Annotated in this window: 15 protein-coding genes; 7 read left to right on the forward strand and 8 right to left on the reverse strand. The window is 45.8% G+C overall.

All coding sequences use genetic code 11. The features are described from left to right. Nucleotides 1–343 precede the first annotated feature (343 nt). From F3I09_RS29240 to F3I09_RS29255, 4 genes are all read right to left on the reverse strand, one after another. Entirely contained in the window at nt 344–2,302 is a 1,959-nt protein-coding gene (locus F3I09_RS29240) for a gliding motility-associated C-terminal domain-containing protein (protein WP_149698597.1), read from the reverse strand. A gap of 32 nt (nt 2,303–2,334) precedes the next feature. Further along, complete coding sequence (locus F3I09_RS29245; RefSeq protein WP_149698598.1) at nt 2,335–4,779, reverse strand: PKD domain-containing protein; 2,445 nt, start codon at nt 4,777–4,779, stop codon at nt 2,335–2,337. Nucleotides 4,780–5,061: 282 nt separating this feature from the next. Next, entirely contained in the window at nt 5,062–5,361 is a 300-nt protein-coding gene (locus F3I09_RS29250) for a protease inhibitor I42 family protein (RefSeq protein WP_149698599.1), read from the reverse strand. Nucleotides 5,362–5,471: 110 nt separating this feature from the next. Beyond that, nucleotides 5,472–7,142 carry a C1 family peptidase gene (locus F3I09_RS29255; protein ID WP_149698600.1) on the reverse strand — a complete coding sequence of 557 codons (1,671 nt, stop codon included), beginning with the start codon at nt 7,140–7,142 and terminating at the stop codon, nt 5,472–5,474. A 635-nt stretch (nt 7,143–7,777) separates the two neighbouring features. Between F3I09_RS29255 and F3I09_RS29260 the strand changes: the two genes are divergently transcribed. From F3I09_RS29260 to F3I09_RS29270, 3 genes are all read left to right on the forward strand, one after another. Then, nucleotides 7,778–8,131: a hypothetical protein gene (locus tag F3I09_RS29260; RefSeq protein ID WP_149698601.1), complete on the forward strand. Its 354-nt coding sequence runs from the start codon at nt 7,778–7,780 to the stop codon at nt 8,129–8,131. A 218-nt stretch (nt 8,132–8,349) separates the two neighbouring features. Beyond that, a complete protein-coding gene (locus F3I09_RS29265) occupies nt 8,350–9,327 on the forward strand; it encodes a DUF2157 domain-containing protein (protein WP_149698602.1) in 978 nt (325 codons plus the stop codon). After that, a complete protein-coding gene (locus F3I09_RS29270; protein WP_149698603.1) occupies nt 9,324–10,493 on the forward strand; it encodes a hypothetical protein in 1,170 nt (389 codons plus the stop codon). Before F3I09_RS29265 ends, F3I09_RS29270 begins: the two co-directional genes overlap by 4 nt. A 59-nt stretch (nt 10,494–10,552) precedes the next feature. On the opposite strand, the gene F3I09_RS29275 is transcribed toward F3I09_RS29270, so the two are convergent. The 3 genes from F3I09_RS29275 to F3I09_RS29285 all read right to left on the reverse strand — a co-directional run bounded on the left by F3I09_RS29275 (nt 10,553) and on the right by F3I09_RS29285 (nt 14,534). Continuing rightward, nucleotides 10,553–12,226 carry a C25 family cysteine peptidase gene (locus F3I09_RS29275; RefSeq protein WP_149698604.1) on the reverse strand — a complete coding sequence of 558 codons (1,674 nt, stop codon included), beginning with the start codon at nt 12,224–12,226 and terminating at the stop codon, nt 10,553–10,555. A 335-nt stretch (nt 12,227–12,561) separates the two neighbouring features. After that, nucleotides 12,562–13,572 carry a fatty acid desaturase gene (locus tag F3I09_RS29280; protein WP_149698605.1) on the reverse strand — a complete coding sequence of 337 codons (1,011 nt, stop codon included), beginning with the start codon at nt 13,570–13,572 and terminating at the stop codon, nt 12,562–12,564. Between the two features lie 53 nt (nt 13,573–13,625). Continuing rightward, nucleotides 13,626–14,534, reverse strand: coding sequence for a lysophospholipid acyltransferase family protein (locus tag F3I09_RS29285; protein WP_149698606.1), 909 nt, complete (start codon nt 14,532–14,534; stop codon nt 13,626–13,628). 209 nt (nt 14,535–14,743) lie between these two features. On the opposite strand from F3I09_RS29285, the gene F3I09_RS29290 reads away from it, so the two are divergent. From F3I09_RS29290 to F3I09_RS29300, 3 genes are all read left to right on the forward strand, one after another. Next, nucleotides 14,744–16,087 carry an alpha-L-fucosidase gene (locus F3I09_RS29290; RefSeq protein WP_149698607.1) on the forward strand — a complete coding sequence of 448 codons (1,344 nt, stop codon included), beginning with the start codon at nt 14,744–14,746 and terminating at the stop codon, nt 16,085–16,087. Nucleotides 16,088–16,478: 391 nt separating this feature from the next. Next, entirely contained in the window at nt 16,479–17,183 is a 705-nt protein-coding gene (locus F3I09_RS29295; RefSeq protein WP_149698608.1) for a hypothetical protein, read from the forward strand. Between the two features lie 17 nt (nt 17,184–17,200). Continuing rightward, nucleotides 17,201–18,121 (forward strand): c-type cytochrome, encoded by a 921-nt coding sequence (locus F3I09_RS29300; protein WP_149698609.1) that lies wholly within the window; start codon nt 17,201–17,203, stop codon nt 18,119–18,121. Between the two features lie 4 nt (nt 18,122–18,125). Here F3I09_RS29300 and F3I09_RS29305 read toward each other — a convergent pair whose 3' ends face one another. After that, the gene (locus tag F3I09_RS29305) at nt 18,126–18,350 is read right to left on the reverse strand and encodes a hypothetical protein (protein WP_149698610.1); all 225 of its coding nucleotides are present in this window, start codon (nt 18,348–18,350) and stop codon (nt 18,126–18,128) included. A gap of 789 nt (nt 18,351–19,139) precedes the next feature. Between F3I09_RS29305 and F3I09_RS29310 the strand changes: the two genes are divergently transcribed. After that, nucleotides 19,140–20,039 carry a glycerophosphodiester phosphodiesterase gene (locus F3I09_RS29310; RefSeq protein ID WP_149698611.1) on the forward strand — a complete coding sequence of 300 codons (900 nt, stop codon included), beginning with the start codon at nt 19,140–19,142 and terminating at the stop codon, nt 20,037–20,039. Nucleotides 20,040–20,223: the final 184 nt, after the last annotated feature.

The raw sequence follows: 20,223 nt of genomic DNA on the forward strand, positions 1-20,223 counted from the left end.
TTCGAAACTTTTGAGTGTTTATAAGAGACATCTGTAAAGGGATAGCTCTTGATGTGTGTTCTTAACGTTGTTTTTGAATATGATGAATGATGGATACGGCTTCACCGACCCCGCGAATGTCCCTTGTGACGCTTTTCATTATCTGTTTCTGTGTCTCTTATCTGGTACCCGGAATGATTCCGGCAACGCAAAGATGGGCAGAAAACGTTTATTCCATTGTTAAATATCTCCTGCGAAAGTTACTATCTTTTTTGGTAGTAAGAGATGGATAGATAAAAAGAAGGGCATCCTTAAAGTAGTAACTCTTTAAGGATGCCCTGAATAAAACGGGTTATTGCCAGGTTTATCGTAGGAGGTTGATGGCCCCTTTTCTTGTCAGCTCAGTCTTGTTATTCAGGGTGATCCTTACAGTGTAAGTATATACTCCTGTAGGCTGCAGCTTACCATTATAAGTACCGTTCCAACCTGTTAGCTGATTGGTCTGGTAGATCAGTTCTCCCCACTGGTTGAACACTTTCATGTCAATGGCAGAGATAGTAGTGCCTTCCGGTTTGAAGTAGTCATTCTTCCCGTCGCCGTTAGGCGTAAATGCATTCGGGATGAATATTTCCCCAGGCTTAGGTTTGGCCGCAGCAAGGCCTGGTAAACTATTCTGACAGCTTATCGGACCGAGCGCGATCACTTTGATGGAGATGGATTCCTGGTTGGTAATACCCGTCACTACGTGCGAAGTGCCGGTATTGCCGGAGCTCGGCGTAATATAGGCGGCTCCATCTACAGAAACAATGTAACCTGTTGCTCCGGGTACTGGGTCCCAGGTGAAGGTTACTCCACTTGTAGTGATATCTCCGGCCTTTACCACCGGTGTAGTAGCCCGGTCATATGGACTGACGGTCACCGCCGTTCTGTCACTGCTGCAAGGGCCATTTACTGCCTCCACATACCAGGTCGTCTCCGTGCTCACCGCAGGTGTGGTATAAGTGGCGCCCTGACCTTCCACGTCACCGCCGGAAGGGTAAGTATACCAGTTATAAGTGAAGGGTGTGGTGGCGTTGTCTATTTTTAACACTGCTGTACTGTCGGGGCAAATGCTTTGTGCAGATACAAGTGGTGCGGCCGGCTTTTTGGTTACAGTCACTTTGATACTATCTATTACATGACAGCCATTCTGATCTTCGGCGGTCAGTTTGAAGGTAGTGGTGGTATCGGGTGCGACTGTGAAGCTGGAGTCAGTGATATTGCCTGGTTCCCAGGTATAACTCCTCATGCTACCGCCGGTAGGGATGGCGTATAACTTGGTTGTTGTACCTGAACAGATATCGCCCGGTTTAGCCAGCGCTTTTAAGAGTATCATGGATTCCTCACTGATATCTGCTGCAAAATCCGCAGGACAACCATTAGCATCTGTCACAGTACAGGTATAGGTGCCTGCTGGCAGGTCTGTAGCTGTTTCTGTGGTCTGTACCGGTGTCGTGTTCCATGAATAGGTAAGCGGGAAGGCACCACCGGTAGCCATAATGGCAATACTACCGTCACTGTTGCCGCAGGTAGCCTTCGTCACGTCGGAAGTCACCGTAACAGGAACATAAGCCTGCCCTGATACCGCCAGGATTACAGCCCTGGACACATTACTGGGGTTACCACTTACCAGGTATTCTATAGTGACAGATGCAATATCTTTTGCCTGGTTTTCACAGGCAGGAGCAATATCAATGCAATAGATACGCGGATCGTTGCTGCTAAGTCCTTCTACATTGTAAGGTCCCGCTGGCAATCTTTGGATACGGCCATAACTGTCAAATACAGGATTGATACCACCAAACCAGTCAAGGATACTGGCAACGACCTGCGGCGATGTTGTGCCGTCTGTATAATTGAAGGTGATGCCTAATGTGCTGCTCTGTTCAGTAGAGAAGCACAACAGGCTTATCTTACTGTATGCATCCGGTGTGGTAAATGTCAGTGTGCCGGTTCCGAGCGTATTGGTTACGCCTCCCAGTTTGGAAAGATAGAGTACGTTGTTGTCTGCAAAACCATTCATCTGATAGGTACGCAGCCCTGTGCTAAACAGACCATCATTCGCTATCCCTGCCAGCAAGCCATTGGTGGCGGCAAAATCATATGTGTAGAGTATTTTCTGCTGGATGTCAAGTCCGGTGGTGGTCACAGCCTCAGCATTGACACCTGTTTCAGCTACTCCGTCATTGTTGAAACCTGTTACGGCAATGGGCGTATAGGTTTGAGCGTATAACCTGCAGGCGCATATTACCAGCATGGAGGCAACAATAAGAACACGTTTCATTCAATTGTATTTTTGGTTGATACTAAATTTTATTACCGTAGCAGGGCCACCCATCCTGTATAGGGCTTTTCATCTGCTGATGTTTTGATGACATAATAATACGTGCCTTCCGGCAGCAGCCTTCCATTGCGTGTTCCATCCCATGGATTATAACCGATACCTGTGAACACTATTTGTCCCCAGCGGTTATAGATCTCTGTCGTGGCGGCAGGCCTTGCTTTCAATCCATCTATGCTCCAGCGGTCATTGATACCATCTCCGTTCGGACTGAAAACATTGGGTATTTCCAACACCAGGTCAGGCACAACGATATACCATGCATGACTGATGCTATCTATACAGCCGATATCATTCTTTGCATACAACGTTACTCTGTAGCTGCCAGGTAGTTCATACTTATGCTGCGCATCTTCGAGATCGGAGAGGGTGCCGTCTCCGAAATCCCAATTGTATGCTATTGCAAACTGTGAAGTATTATTAAATGTGAAAGTGCCGTTCTTGAACTCTACCGGATTATTTGCTCCAGGCGCAGCGCTGAATGCTGCAACAGGAGCGGCCAGTATTTTGATCAAAGCGGTTTTTGTAACGGTTGTTGAGCACTGACCTTGCGCGATAGCCTTTAAGGTTACGGTGTAAGTACCGGGCGTATTGTAACTATATACAGGCTCGGCATCACCTGTCTGGTAGCCGTTTCCGAGCGACCATTCATACGTATCTGCAAACTGTGAAAGATTGTCAAAGCTGATTTCTGTCGGCGCGCAACCTGTAGTCAGATCTGTTCTGAAATCAGCCACCGGCATCGGAATAGCGGTTACCGTAACAGGAGCAGCGGTATCTGCGCATATATTATCTTGTATAACCAGACTGATGGTGCCGCTTTGCTGATAAGTAACGGTATAAGGCCCAAAACCACTGCCGCTCTGCACTACGCCGCCACCCCAGTTCCAGACAGGAGTAGCATTACCTGCATAGGCGCCGGTAAAATTGATGGTGGTGACCTCTCCTGCACATACAGGTGTTTTACTGACGGTGAAACTGGCCGTTGGTGGTTGTGACACTGTGATATTATGTGTGGAAGTACCAGACACGCAGCCATCTTCCGTGACCTGTAATTGTATGGGATAAACGCCTGCTGTAGTAAAGCGTATATCATACGGACCTGCACCGGCGCCGCTTTGTATAGTAGCACCTGAAAAGTTATGCCAGTCGTAAGTAGCAGCGGTTCCCGCTGTACCTGTGAATGTCAGCGTATGGCCTGTACCCAGGCACACTACATCCGGCAGTACAGAGAAATCGGCGACAGGTGTAGGTTTAACAATTACTTCCACGGTATCTTTCAACACGCAGCCGAAGGCGTCTTGCGCAGTAACGATGTAGGATGTTGTATCTGTCGGACTCACGGAAACGGTATTTCCGGTAGCAGGACCGGGTGTCCATGAATAATTATTCGCAGTGCCACCCGTTGCAGTCACTGAAAGTGTAGCTGTTTCTCCCGCACAGATCTTGGCAGGACTGGTGGCTGCTGTGAGCTTCACCAGCGATAATTTCTCTACAGTATCCTTAACAGTTGTAATACAATTATTCCCATCCCTGATGGATAATGTATAAAAGCCTGCAGCCAATCCTGTGGCGGTAGGCGTAGTCTGTACAGGAGTAGTATTCCAGGAATAGCTCAGCGGAGCAGTACCGCCGCTTGCAGTCACCGCAATGCTGCCGTTCGCACCTCCGCAGATGGCATCGGTAACGGTGTGTGTATATATAAGTGGCGTATACTGTACGCCGGAAAGCGCCATGATCAAGGCCCTGGAGCTGATATTGGGTCCCGCTACATACAGAAAAGAAACGGACCTGATCAGTTTTGACTGATCAGCGCAGGGAATATTAAAGTCAAATGCGTACATCCTCGGATTGCTGGGAAGACCGTCCACCGTAGGGGCGGTAGTGGTGCGCGTCAATCTGCCCATACCGCTGAATATAAACGGAGTTCCGAAGAACCAGTCTTTGATCTGCAGGGTACCCGCATTGGAAGACGTACCATCGGTATAGTTCAATGTCACGGTCACGGTACTATTATTTTCCGTGCCAAATGCCAGGATGCTCAATTTGCTGAAACTGGCGGGTGTGGTGAGGGTTAAGGTACCTGCGGGCAGGGAGTTGGCAACGTTGCCAGCGGCAGAGAGATACAATGCATTCAGGCCGGTATAAGGATTCATCTGGTAAGTGCGGGTGCCACTAACGAAGGTGCCGGAGTTGATAATGCCGCCACCGATCCCATTCGCCGTGGCGAATGCCTGGGTATGCAGAATGTGGTTACTACCGTCTATTACGGTCGATGTTACAGCGACTGCGTTGGTGCCCGCTTCAGCTACAATGTCGGCATTGAAGCCGGTAACAGGTACCGGTGTATAGGTTTGTGCAGACAATAACTGTATGCCGGCATGGATGAACAATAGGGTAATTGTAAAGATACGCTTCATGAACGGTCATTATAGATTTCGGTCTTTTATAGATTTACTAAGCTCTATGAATTGGCAGGGTATAGGCTTACAGCCATGCACAATGCCGGAGGCCCCTGAAGGAAGCTTCCGCCAGCAACAGTTAACTTTCACCAGTAAATACTTATGGAGAAGAAAAAAGGGTGGGTACGGGGATATATATTTTTTATTTCAATAATTAAAACAGGTAAGAGATAGACTGTTTTTACAGCTACCGGATTCTAAAGAGGGGCATTTTTATGGGGAGTTGGATTTCTAAAATGGTCAGGTAACAGTTATTTCTAATCTTCTGGCATTGATAGCCTGACCTTCTTTTTCCCAGATGCGCCTTTGTTCAAAGGTGACGCTAGCATGTCCCGGGGCCTTTCCGTTAATAACAAAGGCCTCTTCATTACTGGTGCCTACGTCCTGCCGGAAGGTATCCACGGCATGATCGTAAGGTCTTACATCAACGCATTCGCTATTGCTGACCTTGTAGAACCATTGGAATCCTGCGGTACCAAGACCCGGTAGAACTACAGTGAGGGATGTCCCTGCTTTTATTTCTTTAGCCTCGCTTTCCATAGTTTTAGGTTTTTAATAAAATGCGAATTACAGTCACTATACTTAACTTCCGGCAATCATCAGGCCAGAAGATGAGATAGTTAACCGTAATTCGCAATTATGACTGCTATTTATACGTACCATTTATGGTACATAGCGGAATCGGTTCCTTGCACAAAGCAGTCGAGTCGTCCGGCTGCCCATGAAGATACGCCTACATCAGAAGAGAGGATACCTCCGAGGTTTTCATCTCCGCTCCACTTAGCGCCATCCCACCATTTATGCATCATATTGTAGGTTTGTCCAGGGAAGAATACATCTATCCTGTTATCGCCCCATGACACGGCAGCAGGACTGCCGAACATATTGGACTGCAGGTCTTCCCATCCGCTCCATTTGGTATCAAACCATTTGTGGAACAGGTGATTGTTCAGGCCGCGCGCAAAACAATCCAGTCTGCCCGGAGCCCATGAAGATACTGCCGGAGCTGAATTGATAACGCCTCCGAGGTCTTCCCATCCATGCCATGCGCCATTCCACCAGAGATGCCACATAGAGGAGTTCATGCCTCTTGCGAAGATGTCAATGCGGTTTGGTCCCCAGCTTACGCAGGCTGGTTCTGAAGATAGCAATCCACCGAGATCTTCCCATCCGCTCCATCCACCCTGATACCATTTATGATACAGGTGATGGTTGAGGCCCAGCGCGAAGATGTCCAGGCGTCCGGATGCCCATGAGCAGATAGCAGGAGCTCCCTGGATCTGTCCACCTAAAGATTCCCAGCCATTCCAGGAAGTACCGTTCCACCATTTGTGATAAACGGCAGAATCCATGCCCCGTACGACAACGTCAATGCGGTTTGGTCCCCACGACACTGCATTTGGTCTGGATGATAATAAACCGCCCAGGTTTTCATATCCGTGCCATTGATGTTGTTGCGCAGGAAGTTTAATGCCGCTGGCAGTCCAGAATGGGAATTCTGTATCTATACCAGCTTGTCCGTAAGCGATCTTAAAGAATCCTCCTTTACCCCATCCGGTGCCCCAGGAGTTTTTACAGATCCAGCAGTGGTCTACTTCTGAATAACCGATCACTGTTACGCAGTGCAGACCATAATCTGAGCCGCTGACATGTTTGTATACGCCATCAGCATAAGAGAAGAAGTCTTCATACACGTGCATAACAGCAGAGCATGGGCCATTGTTGGAAATATAGTTCTTTCTTTCAGTGATGTTTGCAATGGTAGTAGAGTTAGTGATCTTTACTGCCCTTGCATCACGATTGGGGCCTACTTTACATGTGGGAGGTTGCTTCCAGATATTGTTGTCCGGGAAAGCCGTATCATAAGGGAAGCAGGCTTCATCCGGAATACCTCTTGATTTGATCTGACTGAAAGCATCAGTAGGCCACCATCCTCCGCAATTTGCACCGTGCGAAGAGCAGAAATGGAGGTCTGCTTCTGAGAGGTTGAGTAATTGTCCTTTTTCAATGGACGCCATTGCTTCAGTAACTGAGGTAGTACAGAACGAAACGCAGGAGCCACATCCACCCTGGTCTTTCACAGGAGTGATATGATTACCATTGCGGTTGCGCCAGTCCACCTCCTGAGCAAAATTGGCTACCGGAGCAGTAGCAGCCCGTTTGTTCATAACGGCGGCAAGTTCCTCAGTGTTTACAATGACACCCAATAAAGCTTTTTGCTGTGGATCGGGCAGTTGGGAAACCGTAGTTTCTCTTGCCTGCCACTGGGTATCGGCCTTCTGAAGGTCGGCTACCAAATCTGAGATCTTGATCTTAGACATTTGAATGGTATTGTTTTGGAGTGAACAGAATAACGATAACGATCCGAAATTCAATGCTGAATTTAGAAGTAAGTAAAGGTGCTAAGAAATGCACGTGCAGGATTTACTGTTGATGTTACTACATCATCCTCATCTTCACAAGAGATATGTTAAATGTGCTGCCTGTCTGGTGGTTCCCGATAGAGAAAGAAAAAATAAGGTTCTTAAGGTGCTTTTTTACGTAATAAAGTGGAATACTTCCATTCTTGTGTCTGCAAATCTATATGATTATCAGAAGTTTTAAAAATAAATTTAGTGTGCTAACGATTGCAGAAGCATAAAAATTTACTCCTTGTATAAACATGTGGGATCGTTGAAAGAACGTACAGAGATATATGATATAGGTTATCTGCATGTAGATGAAAAAAATAAATACTTATTAACTTCCAATTAACTAAATACTATAAATTGTTTCTTAAACTTGCGTGCAGTTGCATTGTATGGATGCATTAATACCATTGTTTGTAAGATGAAAAACTGACAACCATTGTACCCGGATTTCTTCTTACATCTTATCATATTTTCCTGAACAGTTTGTATACCGCAAATCCACAGCTGTTTAAGCGTTCGTGAATGTTGAACTAAAAACTATACATATGAAGAATGCATTATTATTAAAAAAGAAAGCAAGAGTACGCAAGCGTAAACGCAAAAAAGTGTATCTTTTTTCACCCAGGGTGATAAATGGAAAAGACCGGCAGTATGTATTTAATTTCCCTTTACTTTCTATCATGAGCAAAGAAAATGGTCATTACGTGATTGAGAACAGCATGCTTTCTATCTTTGGCGTCGGCAGGACACGTACAGAAGCTATGCGGGATTTTGCCGAGGTATTTGATGATGTCTACAGATGGTACGGTGAGCTTCAAGATGAAGCACTCACTCCCAAAATGCTAAGAATAAAAACAATGTTGAACAGCACAGTGAGAGGTGTCATTGTCGCTCCCTGACAGGCAGGAAGAAATATTATGTCAGAACAAAGCGCATGATATGAAGGAACAGTGGTACGGGCAAATAATGTCACAGGCAAATAGTATCACAAATAATGGCGTCCTGGATAAATGGTGAAACAAATAAAGTGGTTTAATAGCTGAAAACAGCCATTTTGATATTTATAGCTTGTTGATGTGAACTTAATGTTATATTTTTTCGCATCATTTCGAATGTTATGGATATTGATTTGTTTGAACAACTTCAAAAAGAGGGGACTATTTCCGCTGCATCAGCAGAAAAAGTACGCACCATCACAACAACCAGGCTTTTCTCTGTACACTGGGAGCTTAAAACCATCCTGTACCTGGGCGTTTTGTTACTAAGCGGAGGCTTAGGAATACTGGTATACAAGAATATTGACACGATAGGTCATCAGGTCATTCTGCTGGCGATCGCATTAGCTTGTGGCGGTTGCTTTTATTATAGCTTCCGCCATAAGTTACCGTTCTCCAGAGAGAAGGTACCTGCGCCCAACAGCTTTTTCGATTATATCCTGTTGCTGGGCTGTTTGCTGCTGATCACTTTCATCACTTATCTGCAGGTGCAATACAATGTGTTTGGCACCAGATACGGTGCAGCCACCTTTATGCCGATGCTGGTATTGTTTTTCTCGGCTTACTACTTTGATCACCTGGGAGTACTGAGTATGGCTGTTACCAATCTGGCGGCATGGATGGGCGTAACAGTAACACCGCTTCAATTGTTAAGCGCCAACGATTTTTCCAGTTATACGCTTGTATATACCGGATTAGCACTGGGAGCTTTGCTGATAGTAGCTGCTTTGTTGAGTCACCGCTTACGGTTCAAAGCTCACTTCGCATTCACTTACAGCAACTTCGGTACGCATGTTTTTCTCATTGCAAATCTGGCAGGCATGTTTGCCGCATACGATGGTCCATATGGATTATGGTTTCTGTTGCTGGTTGCGGCAACCGTTTTCTTTTACAGCCAGGCCATGAAGCAAGGTTCTTTTTATTTCATATTGATCATTACACTATATGCTTATATAGGACTGAGCTTTGTGATAGTAAGATTGTTAATGAGAACAGAATCAGAGGGTGGTATTTATGCCGGGCTATTGTATTTCATTATGTCTGGTATAGGCGCTATTTTATTGTTGATTAACCTTAATAAAAAACTGAAGAGAGCATGATCGCATATAACAGTCAGTCATTGGACAACCTGTATGTTCAGGAACAGGCGGAAATGGCAAAGGGGGCAGATTGTATTACAGCGGAGGAGTATAATGCCATCATCACCGCATATCCGGCAGATCTTTATACGCCTAATCCTTACATGCGTATCGGTATTTTTATCCTGACAGCTATCATTCTGCTGTTTTCTTTCGGGCTTTTCTGCCTGTTGTCAATAGCGGGAGGTGAAGGTGCAATTACTTTCCTGTGTGTGCTTTTCGGCGGAGGGTCTTACGCGCTGGCCGAGTATATGGTACGCGAAAAGAAACATTATAAATCAGGAGCTGATGCGGCTTTGATATGGGGGGCAGGCATCTTTTTGCTTTCGGCATTAGGCATTGCGACCGACGCCGATGCACCTGTGTGGGTATGGTGTTTAGCGGCGCTGATATTATCACTCTTTTTTGTATTGCGCTTTGCGGATGTCAGTATGAGTATTGTAACGCATTTGTCCTTGCTGGGCCTGATCTTTTCCGGATGTGTACAACTTGGCAATATTGCGAAGCTGATCATCCCGTTTATGGTCATGCTGGCTTCCGCAGGCGTATATTTCCTTTCGGTAAAACTGATTGCAATACATACCTACCGGCATTATAAAAAATGTCTGCAGATGTTGCAATGCTGTGCCCTGATCACACTTTATCTGGGCGGAAATTATTTCGTGATAAGGGAAGTAAGTAATGAGATGTTCAATCTGGATCTGCAACCAGGACAGGATATTCCCGGAGGGTGGTTCTTCTGGATACTGACCGTTGCATTACCACTGTTATACATTTATGCAGGTATCCGTAAGAAAGACAGGATATTGATCTGCGTAGGTCTGTTGCTGATTGCGGGTATAGTGTACACTGTCCGGTATTATCACAGTGTGGCTCCGCTCGAAGTGGCAATGACACTGGGCGGCCTGGCTATGATAGGTATAGCCTATGCACTGATTCGTTACCTTAAAACACCGCGTCACGGTTTCACGGAAGCATCTTCTGATGAAAGACATGCTATGGAGGCCATGCAGATAGAATCGCTGGTAATTGCACAAACTATGAGCCATGCTGCTACTCCACGACCCGATCAATTCGAATTTGGCGGTGGCTCTGGTGGAGGTGGTGGCGCCTCTGGTGATTATTAAAGGTGACCGCCCGCTAATTTGAGCGGCCACCTGATGCTTACCTGCTTTGTGGTGTATCGTCAGACGGTGAAACGGAAATAAGACCATTCGGACCAGGAGCAATAACGGTCTCCTACTTTTGCTCTTACACGCCAGCGTCCCGGTTGTGCACCTACAAAATTATGATTGAAGGAGGTGCCTGTAATGTTGTGGTATACGCCAAAGCTGCGGAAAGATTGAGCCGCCCACTGACCAGCAGTGATAGCGCCAAAGGCGTCTATTTCCAGCGAATAGGTGGCTCCGGGTATGTTCACCGGCGCCCAGCGGAAGGTCATCGTTCTTGGATAGTGGTTGAACACTGATCCATCAGCAGGCTCCAGCAATCTCGGTACAGCGCCTTTCCACCAGGTGAGGGTAGGATCGCCCAGAATACTCATACCATAGAACCATTGCCTTTCACCCAGATCATGATCTGCACCGCGGGCCTGCCACCACTGTGTGAGCGCAGATCCTATGCAGCTGCCTTTACCGATAGGTTCATAAAAGTCCGCAAAGAACAGCATAGAGCCTGTTTTAGTACTGCCTACTACGGTTAGTCCCATATTGGTTTCTCCACCTGCCTTGTCGAAAATGTACCATCCGCCGAGATAGTCACTTTCGGTGAAGCGTGCAGTGCTGCAGCAGAACAGGTTAAAGAAATTGGCGTTCGGACAGCGTTCATCCCGGAAATAGGACCTGTCGATCCATTCCGTAGTGCCCTCTGCGGGAACACGGAAAGAGTGTACATAAGGGGATGAATGAGAACATAGCTGTACGAAGGAACGGGTTTTGTTAATTTCTGTCTTGTACAGATCAGCATCTGTAATGTCAGGGTTGGTGTATTTGGTGATATAGGCAGAAGGGGTCATCAGGTCCATCTCACAATCATCAAACCCGGTCCAGTCATCTTCCACGTATGCCAGCGCGGAACGGGAATGGCCCAGTGAGCCTATACGGAACAGGTGATTGCGGTCAAAATAATTGTTGATCAGTGCTACATCATTGCCATTGGACGTGGGCGTCCAGATACGCCCTAACCAGATTTCAGGCGTAACATTGCCGCTTACTGCATTATACTTACCATCGCCGTCGGCATCTGTCCAGGTACCATTGGTATCCATGTAGAACAGGTCGCAGGGGAATTCAGCATGTGCACCATAGAAATCGTCGTCCATTTCAAACCATGCCACAGGAATAGCGCCTACCATTACGACGCCTGCTGGCGCTTTATCGTGGATGTAGTTCCTGATATAGGCTGGTTTGCCTCCCCGTACCACGTGAATAGTGGCCCAGAAGCCATCCCGGCCCAGGTCCAGTACATAACGATGGATGCGGTCCTGTACCTTTTCAAAGATATCGGCATGTACCATCACCAATACCTTACCACGGGTAAACCGGAGTTTGTTATAGGTATTCAGGTAGCTTTCTCCCGCAGGATAGGAGGGCCGGGGCTTTTCTTCAATGAGGGGTTTCAACTCCAGGAAATTCTTATAACGCGACAGGTAGTCATTGTAGGTTTGCAGCTGTATGTTCTCTTTGTCTGTCAGTCGCAGGTTACGAACGCTTTTGTAAGCCTGCCCGAGTTTGTAGTCACGGCCTACAGCTTCAAGGTTGAAGATGGTTCTGTCCTGTACGACTTGCGTACGGATATGTTGAAGGTCAACAAGTGCCTGCTTTTCATCTGCTGATGTGTGGTTTTTCTTTTCTTTTGACATTTTGGGTTTTTTGGGTTTGTTAACGATGAAAACAAAGGTAAGACGCTGAAATGGAAGCCATTAGGTAGGAAATACGTGATTCCCGCGTATTTATACGTGAAATGAAATTGAACAGTAGTGATGGGGGAAGGATGGTTTTGTATCAGGATATTTCCGGGATATGACTAGCATACAACCAGCATATGACCAGGATCTTTCTTCGTTCTTCTTACGTTAAAAACGGAGGAAGAACGGAGGAAAGACGGAGGAAGATGCTAGTTATATGCAAGTCATATCCTGGATACATTGGAACCAGAATGGTCCCTCCAGGCAGATGATGAAGACGAAAGATAAGATCAGACTGCCACTGCACGTGCCGGTGCAGGCTGAGTTCTTAACTGTCTGATAGTGATCATTTTATTGACCTCCGGGCTCCAGATCTTCAGTTTCAGGCATGCCATAATAGCCCTTGGCGACAGGGATGTGGTTTTTGCCTGCTGTAACTCTGGAATAGCCGCCATTGCTTCCGGCAAGCGGTAAAAAGGTATACGGGAGTTCAGGTGGTGAATATGATGATAGCCGATATTACCGGTTACCCATTTCCAGAAAGGATTCATCAGCATGTAACTGGAAGACGCCATGGCAGCATTGTCATGGCACCAGCCTTCCTTGTCCCTGAAGGTTACGCCGGGGAAATTATGTTGTGCATAGAACAGGTAGGCGCCGATGGCACAGGCGATGAAAAACGGCACGATCATCAACAGGAGCAGACTGAGCCAGTCCATAAATATAAAGATCAGCGTGCCGGCAGTGAAATGCAGTACCAGTGCCAGCAGGGAGTCCATATGGCGGGAAGGGCTGCTGGTAAATGAACGTACGCTCATACCCACCATAAACATGCTGATATAACCGAACAGGATGGTTACCGGGTGACGGGCAGCCAGGTAAGAACGTCTTTCTGCGGGAGTAGATTCCAGGAATTTCTGCTGTGTCATGATAGGAAAAGAACCGATGCTGGCGGTGAACAGCTTGGAATTGTGCGCATGATGGTAATCGTGCGAGCGTTTCCATATGCTGGCAGGAGCCAGTATAAACACGCCAAAGGCGCTGAACAACAATTTGGCCGCCTTAGATTGGTAAAGAATAGTGTGATGCTGGTAATCATGATAGATCACGAACATCCGGACGATCACCAGCCCCGACAGTATACTGCAGAGAATGCGTAAAAGCAGCCAGGGAAGGAGGGCAGTGCCTGCAAAAAGTCCAACCAGTATCACCGCGGTGGAAAGGGTATAGTACCAGCTTTTCCAGCGGGTCTCTTTCGCATAAGGTTTTGTGGCAAGGATCAGTTGTTTTCCTGTTAGCATTGGTTCTGTAAGTAATAAACGTAGATGTAAAAAAGGTATAGGATAAATTATGTTCAGACGGCGGCTGCCTGCCGGTCAGCCGGCTGTTTGGCAGCTTCAGGCCGTTTATGTTTCCATCTTCTGTGGCTCCAGAGCCAGAATTCAGGATGAGCGCAGATATCATGTTCCAGTGCCTGGGTATGAGCCGTGGTGATCTCCCCATCTTTCGTAGCTGCCGGTTCGTCAAAAAGCGTGCGTGCGGAAATCTCGTAATAGCCGCGTTTTACACGCTGTACCTGCACATATACTACCGGATAGTTCATTTTGCGGGCGATCTTTTCTGTGCCCTGGAAAACTGGCGTGTCCTGGTTCAGGAAGTTTGTCCAGTAGGCGCTGTTTGGTGCGGGTGTCTGGTCGGCAATAAAAGCAGTGGCGTCCAGCTCGCTTTTGTGTGCTACCATGTCGCGGAAAGTATCTTTCATACTGATGAGACCTGTACCAAAACGGGTACGCATACGGTACATCAGTCCATTGAAATATTTATTGCTGAGAGGATGATATACTACATAGAGGTGGTGTTTGCCCTGGAGGCTGAAAGTATTACCCGCCCATTCCCAGTTGCCATAATGCCCCATAACGATCATAATGCTCCTGTTTTCGGCGGCATAACGGTCAAACAGTACCTGTGCCTCCGGGGTGAGCTTGCAGCGCCTGATGGCGGCAGCGCGGGAAATAGTCAATGTTTTGAACGTTTCCAGCAGCAAATCGCAGAAATAGCGGTAAAAACGGCGGCGGATCTGCTCGATCTCCTTCGCGGATTTGTCAGGGAAAGCGTTTTGCAGGTTCTGAAGTACTACCTTCTTACGATAACCAATTACATAGTACAGTAAAAGGAACATCACATCACAGACACCGTAGAATAACGGGAACGGTAACAGGGATATAAGATAGATAAACGGTAATACGAAATAATAAGTCAGCATTGGTTCAAAATTACAAATTAAAAATTAATATAAAACAATGCATTTTAGTTGTATATGCAGTAAAAATGAGTTTCAATTGTATCAAAAGTGAGTTTCAATTGTATCATTGACGGATATTCCTGTTCCAACCCCTATCCGCACACCCGATTTTGCTTGTATTTGCTGGCATTTCTCTGTATTATTATTGCTCATGCAAATGCAACCAAAATATGTTGAGACGAATTTTACTGGCAGCTTCCTGCCTTGTCATGTGTATCAGTGCCAGCGCACAAAAAACGGCCAATGATCCTGCGAAAGAAAAATGGTTTATGGACCTTGGACTGGGAATGTTCATTCACTGGAGTGTGGACGTACAGGTCGGTGCTGTGATCAGCCATTCCATGGCAGGGGCTTCTGACGATTATCTGGAACGTTTTACGACTGAATTGCCTAAAACATTCAATCCGCACAAGTTCAATCCGGACGACTGGGCAGTACTGGCAAAACTGGCAGGCATGAAGTATATCGTCTTTACAGCTAAACACCATGCGGGGTTCTGTATGTGGGACACCAAAACGACGCCTTTCAACATTATGAACACCCCTTTCAAAAAAGATGCGACCCGCGCCATCTTTGATGCTTTCCGCAAGCAGGGCATCGCCATCGGCGTCTACTTCTCTCCCGAAGACTTCTACTACCTCTACAAGCATAAAGTGCCCATTGGCAGGATGCAGCTGCCACAGCATTTCCCGGAAAAGAATCCTGGTCTGATGGCTTATGATAAGTCACAGCTGAAAGAACTGCTGACTAACTACGGTAAGATCGATTTTATCTTCTTTGACGGGCCGGCCGAAGGACTGAAAGAGTACGCCTGGGAGCTGCAGCCGGATATTGTGGTGACCCGCGGACAAATGAACACGCCTGAGCAGGAATTGCCGGATGCTATCATGCCAGGCCCCTGGGAGGCCTGTTTTACAATGGGGACCGACTGGCAGTACAAACCGACTAATGATCCACAGAAGTCAGGCACAGAGATGATCAATATGCTGATAGAAACCCGTGCCAAAGGAGGCAATCTTTTGCTGAATGTCGGCCCTAAACCTGACGGTGAGATCCAGATAGAACAGGAAGCCCTGCTGCGTGAACTGGCACTCTGGAACCTGGCGAACGGAGAGTCGGTACAGGGCGTAAGGCCCTGGCATATTGCAAGGGAAGGAAATATATGGTTCACCCGTGGAAAAGATACCAGTACCATATACGCATTTGTGCCAGGTGGAAAAGACTGGAAATATGGGGAAAGGAAGGACCTGGTGATCCGTACGCTGGAAGGTACGCCGCAGACCAAAGTGTCCATCCTTGGGTATGCCAGTGAGCTGGTGGAGTATAAGGAAGGATTTGACGCCGGGATCTATTCACAGTCAACGCCGGTAGGACTGTTGATCAGCGCTGTGAACGGACAACGTTTTTATACAGACCGGAAATGGCCCAATCCTGTGGTGATAAAGATCGAAAATGTCAAATACAGGCCCGTGACGACAAGCTATAAGCAGAGCACTATTGATGGAGCCAAGTAGCAAGAGACATATTCCTGCGGGACTACATACGCAGATATGTAGTCCCGCAGGGAATTTTCGCGAGACTATCTGTACCGTATATACGTTATATCATTTTTTTCTTTATCAGCCTCTTCTGCTGACCCCGCATGACTGATGTACTGAATATTGTATTTAAGCCAGTTATACCAACTTAAATAAATTATGCCCGGCGTCTATGCCAGCAAGCGTCCGGATTACTAAAATATTTTTAGTTTAATCAAAGTTCCCTATTTTTGTCATGCTAAGAATCACATCTATCCTTACACTTCACATGTAACTGACCGTATTTCAGAAAAGCAATGTAGTCTGTTCCCCAAGCAGCTATGTTATCGTTTTGCCACAACACGAGTATATCTAAAATGCTGATGATATGGAAAATACAGACAAAGAGCTGTTCACGAACCGTCGTGACTTTCTGGGTAAGATGATGCTGGGTGCAACCGCACTTAGTTTACCCTCATTCGGAGCGCTACCGCTGTATGCGGCAACGCCTGCTGCCGCTGTTACTTCAAGTGGTGAAGATCCTGATGCCTGGATCAACAAGATCAAAGGGAAACACCGCCTCGTACTGGATGTACCACGACCACATGAAATATTTCCTTTTGCATGGGCTAAGATATTCCTGTTAACGAACGAAGCAACAGGCGTACCTGAAAAAGACTGTGGTGTGGTTGTCGTATTACGGCATGATGCCATTCCTTACGCCATGAAAGATGAGTTATGGGCGAAGTATAAGCTTGGCGAAGTATTCAAGGCAGATGATCCTCTTACAAAAGCCCCTGCTACCCGGAACCCCTTCTGGCAGCCTAAGGTGGGCGATTTTAATGTTCCGGGCATAGGTAATGTCGCCATCGGCATCAATGAACTGCAGAACAGTGGTGTAATGTTTTGTGTCTGCAATATGGCATTGACGGTCTATAGCGCTGTTGTAGCCCAGCAAATGGGGCTACAGGCGGAAGATGTCAAAAAAGAATGGATCGCAGGATTGCTACCTGGTATACAGATAGTACCATCCGGCATATGGGCTATCAGCCGTGCACAGGAGAAGAACTGTGGTTATTGTTTTGCCGGTTGATCTGTTAATCATCACCTATGCGACTTGTTGTGATGATGCTGTTCATCCTCTGGACAGTAAGCGTGATTGTCATGCACGTAGCCTGCAGGAATGATAAGGCATATTGGACTCCTCCTGATACTGCTGATATTCCTCATGCTGCGGCTGGTGACCTTATATTGTATGGCCGGGAACTGATAGCACGTACTGCTGTTTACCTGGGGCCAGCCGGAAAGGTGGCCAATATCAGTAATGGCATGAATTGCCAGAATTGTCACCTTGAAGCAGGTACGAAATTCATGGGAAATAATTATGCTGCCGCTGCAGCAAATTTCCCACGTTTCAGGGAACGTAGCGGTACTATAGAGTCGCTGGAAAAAAAGATCAATGATTGCCTTATCAGAAGTCTGAATGGTAGTCCGCTGGACAGCAACAGCCGGGAAATGCGGGCAATGATAGCCTACATGGAATGGCTGGGAAAGGATGTTGCTAAAGGGTATAGACCTCCTGGCAGCGGTATTAAAGAATTGCCTTACCTGGAAAGGGCGGCTGATACGTTAAAGGGAAGAATGATCTTTGAACGTGAATGTGTGCAATGTCATGCTCGTGATGGAAGTGGAAAATATGATTCATCAGGAGTAAATTATTTATATCCTCCTTTATGGGGAACGCATAGTTATAATACAGGCGCGGGCATTTTCAGGTTGACGAAACTAGCGGGATATGTTAAGGCAAATATGCCTTTCGGGAATGCCTATCTTAGTGAAGAAGAAGCGTGGGATGTAGCTGCGTTTGTAAATTCCCAATCAAGACCTGTTAAAGTGTTTGAAGAAGATTGGCCGGTGTTATCTACCAAGCCAGTGGATGTGGCGACAGGGCCATTCCCTGATACGTTTTCTGTTATGCAACATAAGTATGGCCCGTTTGGGCCAATTGTGCAGAGTAGGAAAAAGAAATAACCGTTTAAGTACGGTTATTTCTTTTTTGTTCTTCCATTTGTTCAAGTAAAATATCATAAATAGGTTTGGGTTGAAATTTGTCCTCTACAAATCCCCAGAGATACATTTTGCCTCGTATGCCTTCTACGGGAATCATATCTCTAACATGTCCTCCTCCCGGCAAGCCGTATTTTATTGTTTCGACCAGGTTATCGTCGATTTCTTTGAATTTTGGTTTTTTCCACCACATATATGATTGGTTTTGGTAAAACTACTTAAATTATTAATAATTTCTTTTTTCAAAAGAACCTTTTTTTCGGAGTTTATCTGTAACCAAATGCAGTACAGATAAGGAATGCAAGCCATGATTGCAAAACGAAAAGCACGATTGTAAAATGACGTTTTGCGGTTTAGTTTTAACCTATTTGTAATGATGGCTTTTTCGAGTTCTGTGATGTAATATCTTTTAACCATGACATCAGTCTGAGCGGACGAAATACCTTTTGTTTCAAAGGTTTGTCTAATCCTCTTGTAATATACACTAGGTGCAACTAGAATATACAACGCCTCTGGTGATAGAAGCATGATAGAATTGACGATAGAAATGATGAAAAGAGTACAGAACAAATAAAATGAACAATAGTAGGACCAATGATACTGCTCTTTACTAAAAAACAATGTCTGAATGATTGGCACTAAAAAAATACAGAATGCTGAATAAACCATCAGCAATGTCGTAAACCGATCGACACTCTTCTGATGAAGATTTATATACTGCTCCAATCGTTGTTCGTTGATCTCAATAATATAATCGAGATCATAAAAAGATTTATTCCCCATAGTTAATAATTAACAAACCAATAAATAAGCATCCAGGGGAATTGAAGAGAAGGTGTAAGCCGTAACAACGATTTCAAAATAAGGATATTTTGTATACCAAAATAAACCTGCGGAAAATTATCTTAGAATTCTCTTAACATTAAGATAATTTCAGTTTTCTTCTTTTAAATACCAACTTGCTTTGCATAACAGGATTATAATGAAACGTACTTTTCTTTTACAGATAGCAATGATAGCAGCAGCTGCACATGCTTCCGCCCAACAGAAAACAGATGTACAGGCACATCGTGGGGGAAGAGGTTTAATGCCGGAGAACACTATCCCAGCTATGTTACACGCCGTTGATCTCGGTGTAAGGACATTGGAACTGGACTGTGTGATCTCTTCAGATAACAAGGTGGTAGTGTCTCACGACGTGTTTATGTCGTCAGTATTTATCCGGAAACCTGACGGCTCTGATATAACGAAGGAAGAAGAGAAACAGTACGCACTATACACGATGACGTATGACAGCATCCGTAAATTTGACGTGGGAACAAAGCCGCATCCGCAGTTTCCGGAGCAGGTGAAGATGAAAGCATATAAACCGCTGCTGGCAGATCTGATCGATAGCGTGGAAGCCTATGTGAAAAAACATCACCTGAAACCGGTATACTACAATATTGAAACTAAATGTTCTCCCGATGGAGATAATAAGTATCATCCAAAACCGGACGTGTTTGCAGGAATGGTGATGGATGTGATAAAGAAAAAGAAGATCACCGACAGGGTAACTATACAGTCTTTCGACGTGCGTACTTTGCAGGTGATCCGCAAAACAGATCCAAAGCAAACCCTGGCACTGCTGATCATGAATAAGGACACTTTTGCCGCTAACCTGGAGAAGCTTGGATTTACACCTGCTATTTACAGCCCTTATTACTTAATGGTTACACCAGAGCTGGTGAAGGAAGCACATGATAAAAAGGTACAGGTTTTACCCTGGACAGTGAACGAAGTGAGTGATATGGAAAAGATGATGTCCCTTCATGTGGATGGGATCATTACGGACTATCCCGACAGACTGGTTAAGGTAGCAGGAAGCTATCAGCAGAAATAAACTACATAAACGAACGTCCTGAAATCGCTTAAATGAACTGCCTGACTTCATCAGGTACCCGAATAAAAAGGCTGCTCAATACTTTTGGAGCAGCCTTTTTGATGTAGGTAAGTTGGGTAAATGAATGATTTTCAATTATAATATACTGTTTCACGGAAACCGGTGGTCCAGAAGTGAGCAATCG

The organism is Chitinophaga sp. CF418, from assembly GCF_900142925.1.
Classification (GTDB): domain Bacteria; phylum Bacteroidota; class Bacteroidia; order Chitinophagales; family Chitinophagaceae; genus Chitinophaga.